Origin of the sequence: Collinsella sp. LCP19S3_B11 (assembly GCF_052121915.1) — a bacterium.
In the GTDB taxonomy this organism is placed as follows: domain Bacteria; phylum Actinomycetota; class Coriobacteriia; order Coriobacteriales; family Coriobacteriaceae; genus Collinsella.
In genome coordinates, this window is record NZ_JBQKDI010000013.1 from 16067 (window position 1) to 29399 (window position 13333).

27 protein-coding genes are annotated in these 13333 nt (G+C 40.9%); 26 read left to right on the forward strand and 1 reads right to left on the reverse strand.

Annotated elements, in window-relative coordinates; translation table 11 throughout:
* Window positions 1-44: 44 nt before the first annotated feature.
* Entirely contained in the window at window positions 45-467 is a 423-nt protein-coding gene (locus tag ACTQV4_RS07485; protein WP_441541081.1) for a hypothetical protein, read from the reverse strand.
* A gap of 390 nt (window positions 468-857) precedes the next feature.
* Between ACTQV4_RS07485 and ACTQV4_RS07490 the strand changes: the two genes are divergently transcribed.
* The 26 genes from ACTQV4_RS07490 (at window position 858) to ACTQV4_RS07615 (ending at window position 13300) form a co-directional block, all read left to right on the forward strand.
* Entirely contained in the window at window positions 858-1649 is a 792-nt protein-coding gene (locus tag ACTQV4_RS07490; protein WP_441541083.1) for a hypothetical protein, read from the forward strand.
* A 39-nt stretch (window positions 1650-1688) separates the two neighbouring features.
* A complete protein-coding gene (locus ACTQV4_RS07495; RefSeq protein ID WP_441541085.1) occupies window positions 1689-2087 on the forward strand; it encodes a hypothetical protein in 399 nt (132 codons plus the stop codon).
* A complete protein-coding gene (locus tag ACTQV4_RS07500; RefSeq protein WP_441541087.1) occupies window positions 2088-2360 on the forward strand; it encodes a hypothetical protein in 273 nt (90 codons plus the stop codon).
* The gene (locus ACTQV4_RS07505; protein ID WP_441541089.1) at window positions 2347-2748 is read left to right on the forward strand and encodes a hypothetical protein; all 402 of its coding nucleotides are present in this window, start codon (window positions 2347-2349) and stop codon (window positions 2746-2748) included. The genes ACTQV4_RS07500 and ACTQV4_RS07505 overlap by 14 nt, the downstream gene beginning before the upstream one ends.
* A gap of 186 nt (window positions 2749-2934) precedes the next feature.
* Window positions 2935-3174, forward strand: coding sequence for a hypothetical protein (locus ACTQV4_RS07510; protein ID WP_441541091.1), 240 nt, complete (start codon window positions 2935-2937; stop codon window positions 3172-3174).
* A 206-nt stretch (window positions 3175-3380) separates the two neighbouring features.
* On the forward strand, window positions 3381-3653 hold the full coding sequence (locus ACTQV4_RS07515; RefSeq protein WP_432490388.1) for a hypothetical protein: 273 nt from the start codon (window positions 3381-3383) through the stop codon (window positions 3651-3653).
* A 608-nt stretch (window positions 3654-4261) separates the two neighbouring features.
* Window positions 4262-4405 carry a hypothetical protein gene (locus ACTQV4_RS07520; RefSeq protein ID WP_441541093.1) on the forward strand — a complete coding sequence of 48 codons (144 nt, stop codon included), beginning with the start codon at window positions 4262-4264 and terminating at the stop codon, window positions 4403-4405.
* A 1-nt stretch (window position 4406) separates the two neighbouring features.
* Window positions 4407-4673, forward strand: coding sequence for a hypothetical protein (locus ACTQV4_RS07525; protein WP_441541095.1), 267 nt, complete (start codon window positions 4407-4409; stop codon window positions 4671-4673).
* Window positions 4673-4879, forward strand: coding sequence for a hypothetical protein (locus ACTQV4_RS07530; RefSeq protein ID WP_441541097.1), 207 nt, complete (start codon window positions 4673-4675; stop codon window positions 4877-4879). The genes ACTQV4_RS07525 and ACTQV4_RS07530 overlap by 1 nt, the downstream gene beginning before the upstream one ends.
* 3 nt (window positions 4880-4882) lie before the next feature.
* The gene (locus ACTQV4_RS07535; protein WP_431455408.1) at window positions 4883-5053 is read left to right on the forward strand and encodes a hypothetical protein; all 171 of its coding nucleotides are present in this window, start codon (window positions 4883-4885) and stop codon (window positions 5051-5053) included.
* Entirely contained in the window at window positions 5054-5362 is a 309-nt protein-coding gene (locus ACTQV4_RS07540; RefSeq protein WP_432490341.1) for a hypothetical protein, read from the forward strand.
* The gene (locus ACTQV4_RS07545) at window positions 5362-5667 is read left to right on the forward strand and encodes a hypothetical protein (RefSeq protein ID WP_441541099.1); all 306 of its coding nucleotides are present in this window, start codon (window positions 5362-5364) and stop codon (window positions 5665-5667) included. The genes ACTQV4_RS07540 and ACTQV4_RS07545 overlap by 1 nt, the downstream gene beginning before the upstream one ends.
* Window positions 5664-5918 (forward strand): hypothetical protein, encoded by a 255-nt coding sequence (locus tag ACTQV4_RS07550; RefSeq protein WP_417936847.1) that lies wholly within the window; start codon window positions 5664-5666, stop codon window positions 5916-5918. The genes ACTQV4_RS07545 and ACTQV4_RS07550 overlap by 4 nt, the downstream gene beginning before the upstream one ends.
* The gene (locus ACTQV4_RS07555) at window positions 5919-6257 is read left to right on the forward strand and encodes a hypothetical protein (RefSeq protein ID WP_441541101.1); all 339 of its coding nucleotides are present in this window, start codon (window positions 5919-5921) and stop codon (window positions 6255-6257) included.
* A 215-nt stretch (window positions 6258-6472) separates the two neighbouring features.
* Window positions 6473-7420 (forward strand): toprim domain-containing protein, encoded by a 948-nt coding sequence (locus ACTQV4_RS07560; RefSeq protein WP_441541103.1) that lies wholly within the window; start codon window positions 6473-6475, stop codon window positions 7418-7420.
* Window positions 7421-7422: 2 nt separating this feature from the next.
* Entirely contained in the window at window positions 7423-7614 is a 192-nt protein-coding gene (locus ACTQV4_RS07565) for a hypothetical protein (protein WP_441541105.1), read from the forward strand.
* Window positions 7614-7850, forward strand: a complete 237-nt coding sequence (locus ACTQV4_RS07570; RefSeq protein WP_441563693.1) for a hypothetical protein — start codon at window positions 7614-7616, stop codon at window positions 7848-7850. Before ACTQV4_RS07565 ends, ACTQV4_RS07570 begins: the two co-directional genes overlap by 1 nt.
* A complete protein-coding gene (locus ACTQV4_RS07575) occupies window positions 7841-8053 on the forward strand; it encodes a hypothetical protein (protein WP_441541107.1) in 213 nt (70 codons plus the stop codon). Before ACTQV4_RS07570 ends, ACTQV4_RS07575 begins: the two co-directional genes overlap by 10 nt.
* Window positions 8054-8132: 79 nt before the next feature.
* A complete protein-coding gene (locus ACTQV4_RS07580) occupies window positions 8133-8921 on the forward strand; it encodes a hypothetical protein (RefSeq protein WP_441563694.1) in 789 nt (262 codons plus the stop codon).
* Window positions 8921-9466, forward strand: a complete 546-nt coding sequence (locus ACTQV4_RS07585) for an NUMOD4 domain-containing protein (RefSeq protein ID WP_441541111.1) — start codon at window positions 8921-8923, stop codon at window positions 9464-9466. The genes ACTQV4_RS07580 and ACTQV4_RS07585 overlap by 1 nt, the downstream gene beginning before the upstream one ends.
* Window positions 9467-9468: 2 nt before the next feature.
* Window positions 9469-10836, forward strand: a complete 1368-nt coding sequence (locus ACTQV4_RS07590) for an AAA family ATPase (RefSeq protein WP_441541113.1) — start codon at window positions 9469-9471, stop codon at window positions 10834-10836.
* Between the two features lie 54 nt (window positions 10837-10890).
* Window positions 10891-11094 (forward strand): hypothetical protein, encoded by a 204-nt coding sequence (locus ACTQV4_RS07595; RefSeq protein WP_441541115.1) that lies wholly within the window; start codon window positions 10891-10893, stop codon window positions 11092-11094.
* Between the two features lie 225 nt (window positions 11095-11319).
* Window positions 11320-11862, forward strand: a complete 543-nt coding sequence (locus tag ACTQV4_RS07600) for a hypothetical protein (protein WP_441569576.1) — start codon at window positions 11320-11322, stop codon at window positions 11860-11862.
* 179 nt (window positions 11863-12041) lie between these two features.
* Window positions 12042-12557, forward strand: a complete 516-nt coding sequence (locus ACTQV4_RS07605) for a hypothetical protein (protein WP_441541121.1) — start codon at window positions 12042-12044, stop codon at window positions 12555-12557.
* Complete coding sequence (locus ACTQV4_RS07610) at window positions 12550-12879, forward strand: hypothetical protein (protein ID WP_441563676.1); 330 nt, start codon at window positions 12550-12552, stop codon at window positions 12877-12879. The genes ACTQV4_RS07605 and ACTQV4_RS07610 overlap by 8 nt, the downstream gene beginning before the upstream one ends.
* A gap of 4 nt (window positions 12880-12883) precedes the next feature.
* Window positions 12884-13300, forward strand: coding sequence for a hypothetical protein (locus tag ACTQV4_RS07615; RefSeq protein WP_441563677.1), 417 nt, complete (start codon window positions 12884-12886; stop codon window positions 13298-13300).
* Window positions 13301-13333: the final 33 nt, after the last annotated feature.

The following is a 13333-nucleotide window of genomic DNA, read 5'->3' on the forward strand; positions in this document are numbered from 1 at the left end:
TCCATAAAGTTATATCAATAGTATATCATACAATCACTAAAATGTCAAGCGAATAGATCTTCCAACTCTTCGGCAGAGAGCTCATTAGGGTCATGGAAGTCTTTTCGACCAACCTCTGAAACAGCCTTCTCAATAAACCTATTCCACTTGAATTGCCGAAGCTGCATATAAGAAGCTGTCGGAAACCTTGCAGAGCCTCCCCAATCTTTAATAGCTAACTCCATCCACTTCTTAAGAACCTCGTTTCCGTAAGCCTCCATATCAGACTTTATGCGAATTCTAGTGAGTTTCACATTAAGAGTTGATGGATTCTGCTTGAAATGAATCATATTAAGGTATTCGAGATAAGTCATGAAAGTAGTTGTATTCCACAGCTCTATTGGAAGAGACTCATAGTCGTCTGTCCTAACTTTGTTACCTTCTGAATCCTTATATAACTTGTCGTCTAATGTTCTTGCCCAAGCCATTTAATATACCTCCATTCATCTAATGGAATAATCTTATCATACATAATGGAGTCTGTCAATAGGTTAGGCGAAGCCTAGCTGAGGGTTTCCCGAAGCTGATGTTTTAGCTTTAAAGAGCTTTGAACAGACTCGTCCTTAAATCCAAGGACTTCTGTCGAAGCCCTGTTCACTTCGTTCACTAACTTCTTAACGTTCCGTTTCACTTCACTAAGGTCAAACCCCTTAAAACCATTATACAAATTTACAATAAATCTGTCAAGCTATAAATGGAGTAAATCTATTAATCTTAAACAATTCTTAATAAACTAACAAAAATAACTCCAATCGCTTGACTTACTTCATATATTATGGTATACTTATAAATGTAATAAAGATTAGGAGGAATAAATTATGTCAAAAGGATTAGATGCTATTCAGCGAGTTGTTGAACAGGAAACAAAAGTAGATCGTGAACCAAGTCGATTGACTTATTTGAAAAAAGGACAGAGCATCCGTGTGCGTATTCCAGAGGACATTGTAGACAACCTGCACGTCTATAAAGTTGTTAGTGTGTTCCAAAAAATCTTACCAACGCTTTCTTACGCAGCAGAGGGACGTTCAGAACGTGACCTTTACAATGAAGCGTTCGAGATCATGCGAGAAGACTTTGCAGCAGCTAAAGCTAACGGAACTGTAGCGGCTGACGACAAAGAAGCTTATCGAAACTCCATGATTCTACAACCTAAACCAACTATCCTATTTGGAGTAATTCCATTAGCGGACTTTGTACAAGGCAAGAAAGAGAACCTTTACGAAGCCGGACAACCGTTGTTGTTGGAGACTAACTTAGGTAAGAATAATGCTAACATTGATGCCTTAACAGCAGCTTTGACAAAGCCTACGAACGCTAAGAAATTTGGTAGTCGTGCTTTTGAAATTACTTGCATCGCTTCTAACCAATACTCTTTTGCAGCTTTGGATGAGGATGAGTTAGAGCCTAACGAGAAGAAAGTATTCGAAGAAACTGCTGGAGTATCTATTCCAGATGAAGTATTCGACGGCTCTCTATTCGAAAGCAATACTGAAAAACAATTGAACGACTTACGTTTAATCGGCTTTGACACTACTCGTTTGAAAGGCTTCGAAAACGGTCAGCAAGAAACTGGCACAATCGACATTTCTGACGAGGATATTCCATTCTAAGAGGGGCGCAAGCCTCTCCTAGTCTTATTAGGAGGAACTATGGATACTATTAAAATGACTACAGAAGAGCAACTAGCATTAGTTGATTTCATGGCTATCTACAATCTACTAGGGCAACTAGCACAGGGAGACTTCGTTAACTATGACGACACTGCGACGGCTATCCGAATCCACGACAACATGCGTGTGATTGAGTCTGTATTGGAACATGCCGAAGACTCGGTAGAGTTCAAAGACGTTCGCAAGCATTTGCTAAACCTTTCAGATGTCTTGGTAACACGCTGGAAACACTTCTTACCAGAAGCTGACCTAGCAGCTATCGAAGAGTCTACCGATAAGTTCCGTGAAAAAGCTATTGAACGTCTTGTAGAGAATGGACTTTCAGAAGAAGAAGCTCAAGTAGCTGTAGGTAAAATTGGTCTGAACGGAGGAAACTAGATGGCAGTTGTTGGAGTGATCTTACTAATCATCTTAGTAGCCTTTCTGGCAGCTTTGGCAGGGGCTCTGTGGGTGCTATGGACAATCGTCCATTTGGCTTCCGTTACTATTGACGAAGCTGACGATGAGCCTTTCCAAAAGGTGCTAGATTTATTTGAGGATGCTATTGAAAAATATTATCGAGCAAAATTTGGCAATGACCTTGACTCAGTAGAGTTAGTCATGGACGTAACCTACAATCATGGAGAGGATGAAGACTATGAGCAAGTTTAGTTATATAGCCGGCTACCTCCATGGAAATAATGTTTACCAGACGTTGTCCGAGTTCTACTTAGATGACGTGCACATAGAATCGACAAAGTATATTGGAGGCCTCCCTACAAAAGAGTTGTTTACCGCAGCTCTTACGGAGGCTGCCAGAGAAGCTGCTTACGATGTTGTGGCAGAGGCTGCTGACAACTTCCACAAAGACATTGTAGTGTATGCACACATAGTATATCAAGGGCTCTGCGTAGAGTTCCATAAAGAGTATAACTTACACGACTTCATTGACTTCGAAGACATGAGCGAAACAGTTGAGAACGACCTTGCTAACTGGGCTGTGATGAAGTTTGGAACAGTTATTGCACAGCTTCCGGAGATGATTATCAATGGATTATAGCAGACTGTACGTGGGCGACAAAGTTTTGTACCAAGGAACTACCTGTGCTAACACAGTGACTAAGGGAAAGACTTACGAAGTAGTCCGCTTGACAACTAAGCCAAAGCATGGTATCATTATAGATGATTCAGGAAACGATAAGCTCATTCAGATGGGCTATCTGTTTGCAAAGATTGGAGGAAGCTAATGAAGTACGATACTAACAAAGAGATCAATGAAACAGCCGATGCTGCTAAACCTATTCTAGAAGAGCTAGAAATTGATCTTAAAGAGGACGAGTACGTTATCGTACAGCCTTATGGAGATGGCAATGCTATTATCATTCGAGTTGTTGAGGAAGAGGATGGTAGAACTATTAAAGTAGAAGTATCTGACTCAGTTGTTGTACTACCTGCTAAAGATGGTGTACTGGATGTATTCGCCTAAGATTGGAGGAATCTGAATGAAGCGATCATTAATCATTTGGGTAGATGACGTTGGCACATTAAAGTTTGAGAATGTCAGAGACTTTTCCGACGACAAAGAAGTAATCAATTTCACTTATGATGGAGTATCTACTAATGAGACTCGGGCAGCAACCTTCCACAAGTCTAAATTAGTTGGATACGCCTTTACAAAGGAGGGAAATAAACATGTTAGAAACTGTTGAAAAACGTATCGCTGAGCTTCTTGCGGATACTGGCAAAGAGGTTACAGACTTGCAAGTAACTGTTGAACATGGAGTTGAGAAGCCTGACTTCAAAGGCGACATGTACGTAGCCCAAGCAAAGCTTGATGGAGAAGCTACTCCATTAGCTAAGTGGACAGTTGGCGACAACTTCAAAGACGACCCCGATATGGTAGAGCCTTTGGCAAGAAACCTAGTTGACCGTATGTTGGAAGACTATGGGGTGGAAGAAGAGTAACTAGCAATTAGCCCACTGGAAGCTCCTGACGAGGTTCTTCAAAAAGAGCAAGCCCAACAGCTCACAGAGGTTGAACGGCTGCTCCAGTCATCTTTTTGGGCTTTGGGATGGACGAGTCTACGAGATGGATCAAGTGCACGAACCATACAGTAGCATGTAAGTAGAAGCTGTTGGTAGGGCGGCTTGCCTCAGTTATTTTGGAAGGCTGAGGAACAAGCTTCTGCAAGGGTTTATGGGAGATACGCTTCGGAGAAATCTTCCAGAATATTGGCTTAGACTTAGAGAGTAGCTTTCCGAAGAGTGAATGAGTCGAAAAAGAACGGACTAGGAAACCCTGCCGAAGTCCTTCGAAACCTGTCACTAGCCGTGAATAGTTTGTTGACTGTCTTGTCACAGTCCGTGTTTCTAGAGGCTGAGGATACTCCCCTATCCAAGGCCTTTGGACTCACAGAAATACCTTTCCCATTTAATTTAACCAACTCCTTACGAAAACAAATCCAAGAAGAGAAGGACAGTCTTGCCAGAGGCTGTCTTTTTGTTTATATAAAAGCTTGACAAGAGGCTGACTACGTGGTATGATAGGTTTATCAAAGTTATGGAGGTTAGCTATGTATAAAGTATACTATATCACTTGGAAAGGCGCCCATGACGTTTTCTGGCTCTGTGCAAACAGCCAAGAAGAAGCTGCTTGGATAGCCTCCACTATACAAGGTGTCGAAGAGATTGTTGAAATTATTAAGGAGGAGAATTAATATGAAACTTTTGGAAAACTTGAAACATGAATGTGTAGAGGCTCAGGCAGTGCTTCCTAATTACTACGAATACGAGCCAATGCTTACTTGGGAATCCGTTGAAGAAGCTAACCGAAAGATTGACTTCACGTTAGGAGAAGCTGTTAGAAACTGGGCTAACACGTTTGCTGACCAATTCCCAGAGCAGTGGGCAGAGCATGATGAATATGCTTATCGCATGCTTTTTGGAGAGTCTTTAATGGCTTTACCAGATGAGGAGGAAGAGTGATGAAAGTCAAAGAGCTTGCAGAAGTTATCTACCCAAATACTTCACTGTACATTGACGGTGTTTCTAATGTAGCTGGGTCTACCTTTATGAAGCTGTACTCCATCGAGTATCTTGTGGAGTATTATGGGGAACGGCTCGTTGAAGAGATTGAAACAGAACACGACTACGATGCCAGCTTCTTATATATTACATTGAAGGAGGAATAATAGATGTTAGAAAATGTTGAAAAAGAGTATGGCGTTTATGTTATTGGAGGAGACCCTCTGGATATCTTAGACCACGTTTTCCCAAGCTATGAAGAAGCTTTAGAGCATGCTAAGACGTTCCATGAATGTGATACTGTAATAGTTGGAGTAGTTCGTGAACAGGAGGAAGAATAGATGTTAGATATGCGTGTAGAAGATTATCGAATTAGCTCAGATGGCAACCAAGTAATCGTGGAAAAGGCTCGTCGAACAGACTCTGGAGAGATTTCCGTGCTAACTGATAAGAAGACTGGCGAAAAATTTGAGTCACGGTCTCTTGTGGGCTATTACCAAAACTTGTCGAAGGCTCTGGTAGGTATCCAAAGAGACTGGGTACTATCTAATAACGGACATTCCATCAAAACTATCCAAGACTATAAGAAGGCTATCGACGACATTACAAAAGCTTTCGAAGAGTCAATCGGCTTAGGGGAGGAATTTTAATGGATGCCAAGTTAAGAGAGTTCCATGCAGCCTATTGTGCAGCTTACGATAAGCTTTCCACAGCTGATGAAAAGCTTTCAGATGCTAGAAGGTACTCAGAGCTTTATGTAAGTAGTGTAGGTAACTTTCCAGAAGCTTCACTAACCCTGTCAGGAGATTACTCTGATGATAGAGTATTAAAAATACCTCGCAACTTACTCTCAGAAACTGTTGCAGAGTATATCTCACTTTTATCAGATGAAGTGAACGAAGCCGAAGGAGAGTTACAGGACTTAATTAATAGTATGAAGGAGGATGATCGATGAGCTATAAAGTAGAAGCTTGGGTATGCTTTAATGGAGGCGCTGATGTAGAGATGAAGGTAACTGTTCCAGAAGATGCTACAGAAGAGCAGATTGACGAAGCTGTCAAACAGGCTGCTATGGCACATCTCGACTGGGGTTGGGAAGACCCTTATGAAGAGCCTTATGAGGACACCTATCCATGTGGCTGTTGCATGTGCTGTGGATGCGACTGTGATTGGGACTATGATGAAGAAGATTGGGAGGACGAGTAAATGCTATTTAAAGCTAAACCAAAAGCTTCTGCACTGGAATCGACAGCCTATTCCTACCATTATGGAGAGTGGAATTTCCCTATAGATGCTGACGGATATATTCATGGATGGTATGTTGATGGGTATATTTTAGGAGCTATCGAAGAGTCTACCGAAGAGTATATTGCGCCAGAATTCTGGTGCCCTATTGAGAAAGACACTTTGGAAATTGATTTAGAGGCTATCTCAAAAATTGCTAGAGGAGAGGTTGAAGGGACTGAGCACATAGACAAGCTGTTAGCCCTTGAGGAACTTATTCCACGTGTGCTTTATTCAGATAGTTATAAGGAGGACAAGTAAATGTGGACATGGTTTTGGAAGAACTCTAATACAGAGACTTACAGTAAATACGGACTCCATGGTTCATTCATTGGAGACCCTCCTCGAGTAGCTGTGGGAGATGTTTATACAAGAGTTGATGGATACGCTCCATTAAATTATATTGTCACAGCTATTGACAAAGAGCGACAATTAGTTAAAATGGAATTAAACGCAAGATAATGGAGGGCTTCTGAATGGCTTTGGACAAGATTCATTTAACTAAAGACATCCTTGTGATGATTGATATACCAGAGTACCTAAGCCGTTATGATGTTTGGGAAAATGCTAAGTGGACTGACGAGCGACTAGTCTGCTCCAGTCCTTTTCGACCGGACTATTCGCCAAGCTTCTTTGTAAACTTTAACAATGAGTTTGCAGGGACTTGGGGAGACTCTGGTAGTGGAGATTCCGGAAACTTTATAAAGCTTGTATCACTACTCGACGAAACAGGCTACGAAGAAGCTTTGGACAAGCTTCGGGACGAGTTTATGTTAGGGGCTTATGACACTCCACAGATAAGCGTTGGGGTAACTGCTACCCAGAGTCGTGATAGCTTCCGGAAAGTCCCTTGGAATAAGTCTTTGTATCTACTTTCCAGAGGTATTTCAGAAGCTACTCAAGAAGCCTATGAGACATCTGAGGGAGACGACTTTATAAGACTTCCATATGTTGATGGAGTAGGAGAGTGGAGAGCTATTAAGTATCGTAAAACATTCTCTAAAGACTTCTTCTATGAAGCTGGTAACAATCATATCAAAGACTTGGTATTCGGCCATCGAGTTATTTACAAAGAGAATCCAACAACTCTTGCAATTTGCGAAGCTGAGATCGATGCTATGACAGCTTATGAAATGGGATATGTCGGAATCAGTCTTGGTTCAGCTAACTTGAGCGACTCTCAGATAAAGCTTATTCATAAGTTCGGAGTAGATAATATTCTGATAGCTACGGACAATGACTCCAAAGGTAACATGGCTGCTGAGGATATTCGCAAGGCCTTTGCAAAGACTCACAACGTTTATCGGGCAAATCTTCCGAATGGAGAAGACTTGAACGGATACTGGCAGAAGAACCACTCCAAAGTAAAATGGATAAAGCTGTCAGAAAGCAACTTACTAAACTTTCGAAAGGTGTGGTTTTAGTTATGGTAAAATATTTTTACTTAGAATGTGTAGACATTCCAGAGGATGCTTTGATTGCATGGCGGCATGAAGATGAAGTATTAATAAGCGTTCGGGAGGCTGACGAGGAAAACATTTCAGTGTTAAATTTAGAAGGAGTGAAGCAGCTGTTAAAGTTCCTTACAGAGCAAGCTTCTATATTGGAGGACGAATAATGTTAAAACGAATATATAGTAGGCTTGACCCAGATGAGTTTATAGAATTAGAAACCATATTAGGAACCTACCTTACTGTTGAATCAATGTATCATCCAAACCACGACTACTCTGGAAGGACAGGAGAGGCACATACTTTGAACAACTTTGTATCACTAGACAAGCATGAGGTCAGAACACTCATTGGAAGTCTGCAAGAAATGCTTAAAGAGATGGAGGAATCAGAATGGATGTAAAAGTAACTGTCTATTTAAAATCTGGTGGAGATACTAGCATGATAATTTATGATACTACATTAGAAGAGCAGGATAAGCAATATTCAAAATTCTTTGAGAAAGGTATTGAAAATAATATTATATGCCACCAAACCAATTCTGAGGTTATGTTCATTCCAGTTTCTAATATTGCAGGTCTAAGCTTAAAAGAGCTGCCTAAATAAACTTTCTGAGAGGCCTTGACAAGGCTTCTTTTTTATGCTATTCTTAATGAGTAGAAAAGCCACTAAAGGAGTTGCTAAATTGAAGAAATCAACCTTACTTAAAAAACTGATATTAGAGACTGGCAAAACTGAGGAACAAGTTAAGCAAACGCTATCTCACATCCATCTCCAGTTATTCGGGCTGTCTGGAGAGAGTGGCAAGTTTGGCTCTGCTAAGATACCTCTGGAATATAATGACTTATTCTTATTCAATAGCCCTGCCAAGGATGCTCAGCCAGCTACTTACGAGCTTTTGGAAAGCTATGTCAAGAGTTTCCGGAGATACTTTTCCAATCCAGAAGAGGAATCTATCAAGAATCTTTACTTGTGGAGTCCAGAGAAAGGTAACGGAAAGACTTCCACAGCTGCGGCACTGCTTAACGAATATATGTTCACAGCATGGAAAGCTTCGGTAAAGCTTAAGGCAACTATTCCACAGCCTCCTGCATACTTCCTAGATGTTAACAGCCTACAGACTTTGTATAACCGTTTCACTAGACAAGGAGTTTCCTATGACGTTACAGAAGAAGCCTCCAGAAAATACTATGCTGAGATGGATGTTGCAAAGGCTGCTCCAATGCTTGTAGCAGACGACATAGGAGTTCGATCAGCTACAGAGGCGTTTCGGGCAGACTTGCATGAAATTATCAATTACAGAATGGTTAAAGGACTTCCGACAATCTACACAAGCAACCTCCCACTAGTTGATATGGAGCAAGTCTTTGATGAACGTCTGTATGATAGGATGCGTGATAAGACTGTTATGATTAGGTTTGAGGGAGACTCTAAACGTGGGGTCAAGAATAAGTCCATTAAGGAGGCTAAATAATGGAAGAATCATGGAAGCCTATCACTAATTTTGAAGGTAAGTATGAAGTAAGTAATTTAGGTAATGTAAGAAGTTTAAAATACAGAAACAGCTCAGCAATTAAACTACTAGTTCTGACTACTAATGCTGATGGAAGAAAATATGTAGACTTGTATCAGAATGGAAACCGAACGAGAAAGCAAGTACACACATTGGTTGCTATTGAATTTGTTCCTAACCCAGACAGCTTAAAGGAGATTAATCATATAGACGAAAATCCCCTTAATAATCGAGCAGATAATCTCGAGTGGTGTACCAGAAAATATAATGTAAACTACGGCTCACGGAATATTAGACATTCAAAAGCAATGAAAAACGGTAAGTTATCAAAAGCAGTTGAAGCTTATTCTTGTGAAGGTAACTTAGTATACACATTCCCAAGTGCCTCTGAGGCAGGTAGAAATGGCTTCCATGCAAGTCATGTCTCTGCTTGTTGTAGAGGGGAATTGAAATCACACAAAGGCTTAGTATGGAAGTATATTAATAAGTCTAAGGGAGGCATTTAACTATGCGGAATGTTATTGGGGAGTTGCTACTTTCAAAGGTTATTAACGAGAATGATGTTGCAGCACTCAACCGCCATGGAATATCCAGAGAGATGTTTCCGGTAGCTTCCGAAAGGGATGCTTACGATTTTATTATACACTATTCAAGAACTAACGAAGGTAACGCCCCTAGCTTTGCCACAGTTATTGACAACGTTCCGGAATTCGACTACATTCCAAATACGGAAGACTCTTTTACTTATCTGTCGAAAGAGCTTAAGAAGAAGAAGTTCCAAGTAGAGCAAGCTAACTTCATTAATAATAAGCTATCAGACTTGTGGAATGAAGCTGATAAAGCTAACGATCCCGAAGGCTTTGCCAACGACATTATTAAAGCTTTCGAGGAGATGAAACACTCCAACAGAATATCTGGAAAAGCTGGCCATCTTTTAGAACACGCTGGGGACTGGTACTTGGAAGAGTTCTACAAGCGTAAGGAAGGCAAGTCTATCCGCTTTTGGAAGAGTCATTTTGAAGGACTTAATGACATCATCGGAGGAGGTTACCAAGAGTCTAATATGATTACTTGGTATGGCCGTTCTGGTAGAGGTAAGTCCACTATCACACTTATGGAAGGCCTTGAGGCAGCTTATCAAGGAGCTAATGTATTATTCTGGGTACTGGAGATGCCTAAATATGAGTTTGCCAGTCGTGCCCTAAGCTTTATCTCAGCTAAGGAAAAGCTTAAGAATTCAGTTATTGACGGAGTTGACTACTTAGCAGGGTTTAGCGTATACGACTTGACAAAAGCTTCTTTCAAAACTGTTGACGAGGAACAGTCGTTCGTAGACTTTGTAATGAAGTTGAACACAGTCTTAGAAGGCTCAATTACAATTCGTGCCATTGATGATGAAGACTTTATAGATCGATCAGTAAGAGCATTGGAAAGAGACATTGTAGAGAGTGAAGCAGATGTTGTAATCGTTGACCCAGCTTACTACATGGACTACGAGAAGAATACCTCAAAAACTAACGGAGGAGATGCCGCAGCTACTTCCAAAGCTCTTCGAAAGCTTGCCGGACGTACAAAAGTTGTTATGCACGTTATTACACAGGCTGAGGAAGACGACTCCGAGAAGCGTGGCGATGAGCGTGAGCTAAACATTCCAAAGCGTAGCCAAGTTAAGAAGACGAAAGCCTTGCTGGAGGATGCAGCTATTGTGTTAGCTTTCGACAGCTGTGATGGAATCTTTGGGCTAGAAGTTTCCAAAGGCCGTTCCGGAGGCGAGGGAGAAGGCATAGAAGGAATATTCTTACCTTCCATTGGGTATATTGAGGAGAACAGTCAGCAAGTCGTAGAAGAGTTGTTTGCAGACGATATTGAATTTTAAAGGAGAATGTTAAATGAAGTATAGAGTAGACTTTTTCAAAGAAGGGGTACAAATATGAAAGCAGTTAAGAATCCACTTTTTGTAACAACCTTTTCCAACAACTGGTCAGTAAGCGTGGCAAGAGTTGATGATGGAGAATATCGCTGGAGCGTATGCTATACAAATCCAGAAGGCTACTCTGTTTATAGTATGTATGAAACAGCTTCGGAAGTCTTTTCAGAGCTGGCTAAAGTACAGAAATATGAGGAGGACGAATAATGGTAGAATTTATGTTAAAGCTCTGGGCTTGGAGCAAGTTTTTTGAATGGGCTTTTGGAGCAGTCGTGGTAGTAGTTTTCGTAGTAGCTTTGTTAGTATACTGGGCAATCCCTTCGTACAAGCTTCGAAAAATAAATAAGAAATAGTATTGACAATTCCTCTAATTGATGTTATGATTAATTCATAAGTTGATTGGAGGAATTTTAAATGACATATGCACAACGTATGAAAACATTCTACAAGGCTCATGAAAACGACTTGGCCTTGATTGGTAATAAAATTGAATCACATAACTTCCAAGTAGTCTATGACAAAGACTCCGGAGAGTTTCTGAAAGTCCCTACGAAAGTCTCTTTCGCAGCTTGCAAAAATAAGGCATGCAAACTGTGTAAGGAGATTACTGAGCTAGGTAAGATAGCTGATGAAGTAGCTCATGCCAGAATCATTAGCAGAGGCTGGGAGAAGGCTTCTTTATACTACATTGCACGACTGGCAGATACTGGGATGAATTTAGAGGACATTGCAGAGGCTTTGGAAACGACTCCAGAAGTTATCCGAGGGCTGATTAAGGACGATATCGAATCTGAGGGATGGTCGATGGAGGATGTTGTACGGCTATTCAGAACGACTTTCCAAGTCTCTACAACAGTTATGTATGAGCTAATTCCATATACTGCGGAAGACGTTCGGAAAGCTATTTTAATAAACGGTAAAAAGCTTACTACACTGACTGGTAAGCCACTACATTTAGAGGAGGAAGAAAGATGAATAAATACCATATATACTACCGTTTAATTGGGTCACAATTCACTGATTACTGTGTAGTAGTAACTAATTCTATACAGTCTGCAATTGACAATGCACTAGAAGATATAGAAATTAATGAGCACGTTTTTTTTATCAGAGATTGATATTTGTCACGTTGAGAAAGTGGAGGAGGAAGAGTAATGAGAGAATATAGTTCAAGAAGATTATGGAGCACTGTAGGAGGAAAGGTAGTTATCCCAGAAGCTATTGCAGACTATTTGGAGAGCTTCCAAAGGGGAGGCATCTGGACTATGAATGATAAAGAGGATGCTGCACGACGTATTTGTAATGTTGGTTGGGGGCATTGGGTAGAAGGATCTACTGGAGAAAAATATGACTTCGGGGAAGATCCTAAGAAGTATCATAATATGTTTGGAGGAGAGACTCGTTTTCATATCCTTCGAGCACTTATGGACGGCTACGTAGTACATGCTCCAAAGGTTGCTGTAAGGTTTGGCACGAAGTTTGCAAAATCATTCGAAGTAGATTCAGAACGTACTTCAATGACTTATCGGTGGATGCCTGATCGGGAAGATGAGTACGGCTATATGAGAAGCTATGTACTAACACTTTCAGACTACCTTGAGCCATGGAATTACAGAGATGCTTTAATGCTACAAGAAGATTTTGGAGGGGAGATTGTTAAGTATGGTTAAGAAACTGTTTGAAGTATATGTGACGTATGGTAAGGGCGATGGTGAAGAGCTTCGGGAGAGCTGGGTAGCAGAAGATACTCCAGAGAACCGAGCAGCGTATTTGGACGACCTTTGTTACAGTGATGAGTTTGCTGACTCTGAGAGTAACTTCATAGACGGAAAAAGCAATATCATGAACTACTACTGTTATGGTGGCGATTGGGATGATCCTACTGGGGGATGGTTGCAGGTAAGTAGTTATGAGGAAAAGCGAGAAGACCTTGCCAACGAGTATGACAAGGAAGTTAAACGACTCAAAAAACAATTCGGACGTGGAGAGTGATTATATGAATAAAGCATTATCTTTAGTAGACATTATTGAACAGCTGCCTGACACGCCTGTGGGAACACGCTTCGAAACAGACTATGGAAGCGAGCTTTATGTAAGTACTCAAACAGAGCCTCAAGCAGACAGTCAAAAGGTTCTTAAATGGAAGTCCAATGACAGGTTAGTAGGTATTACCGAAGTAACTGTTGGAACTACCTACTACCTGATTCCAGACTACATTGAGATTAGCTGGCAGGAAGCTTTTGAAATGATTAAGGAAGCTGTTGAATCATTCCACCATCGAACAACAGGAGTTTTCATTGAAGGTGACGGTGGATTCCAAGCGATCACTACTATAGATGACTTTGAGGAAGACCTTGACATCGGAGACTTCATCGACCTATTCCGTATGACATTTTATAAATCTAATAAATAATCTTTGGAAGAGCTCTTGACAGGGCTCTTTTTA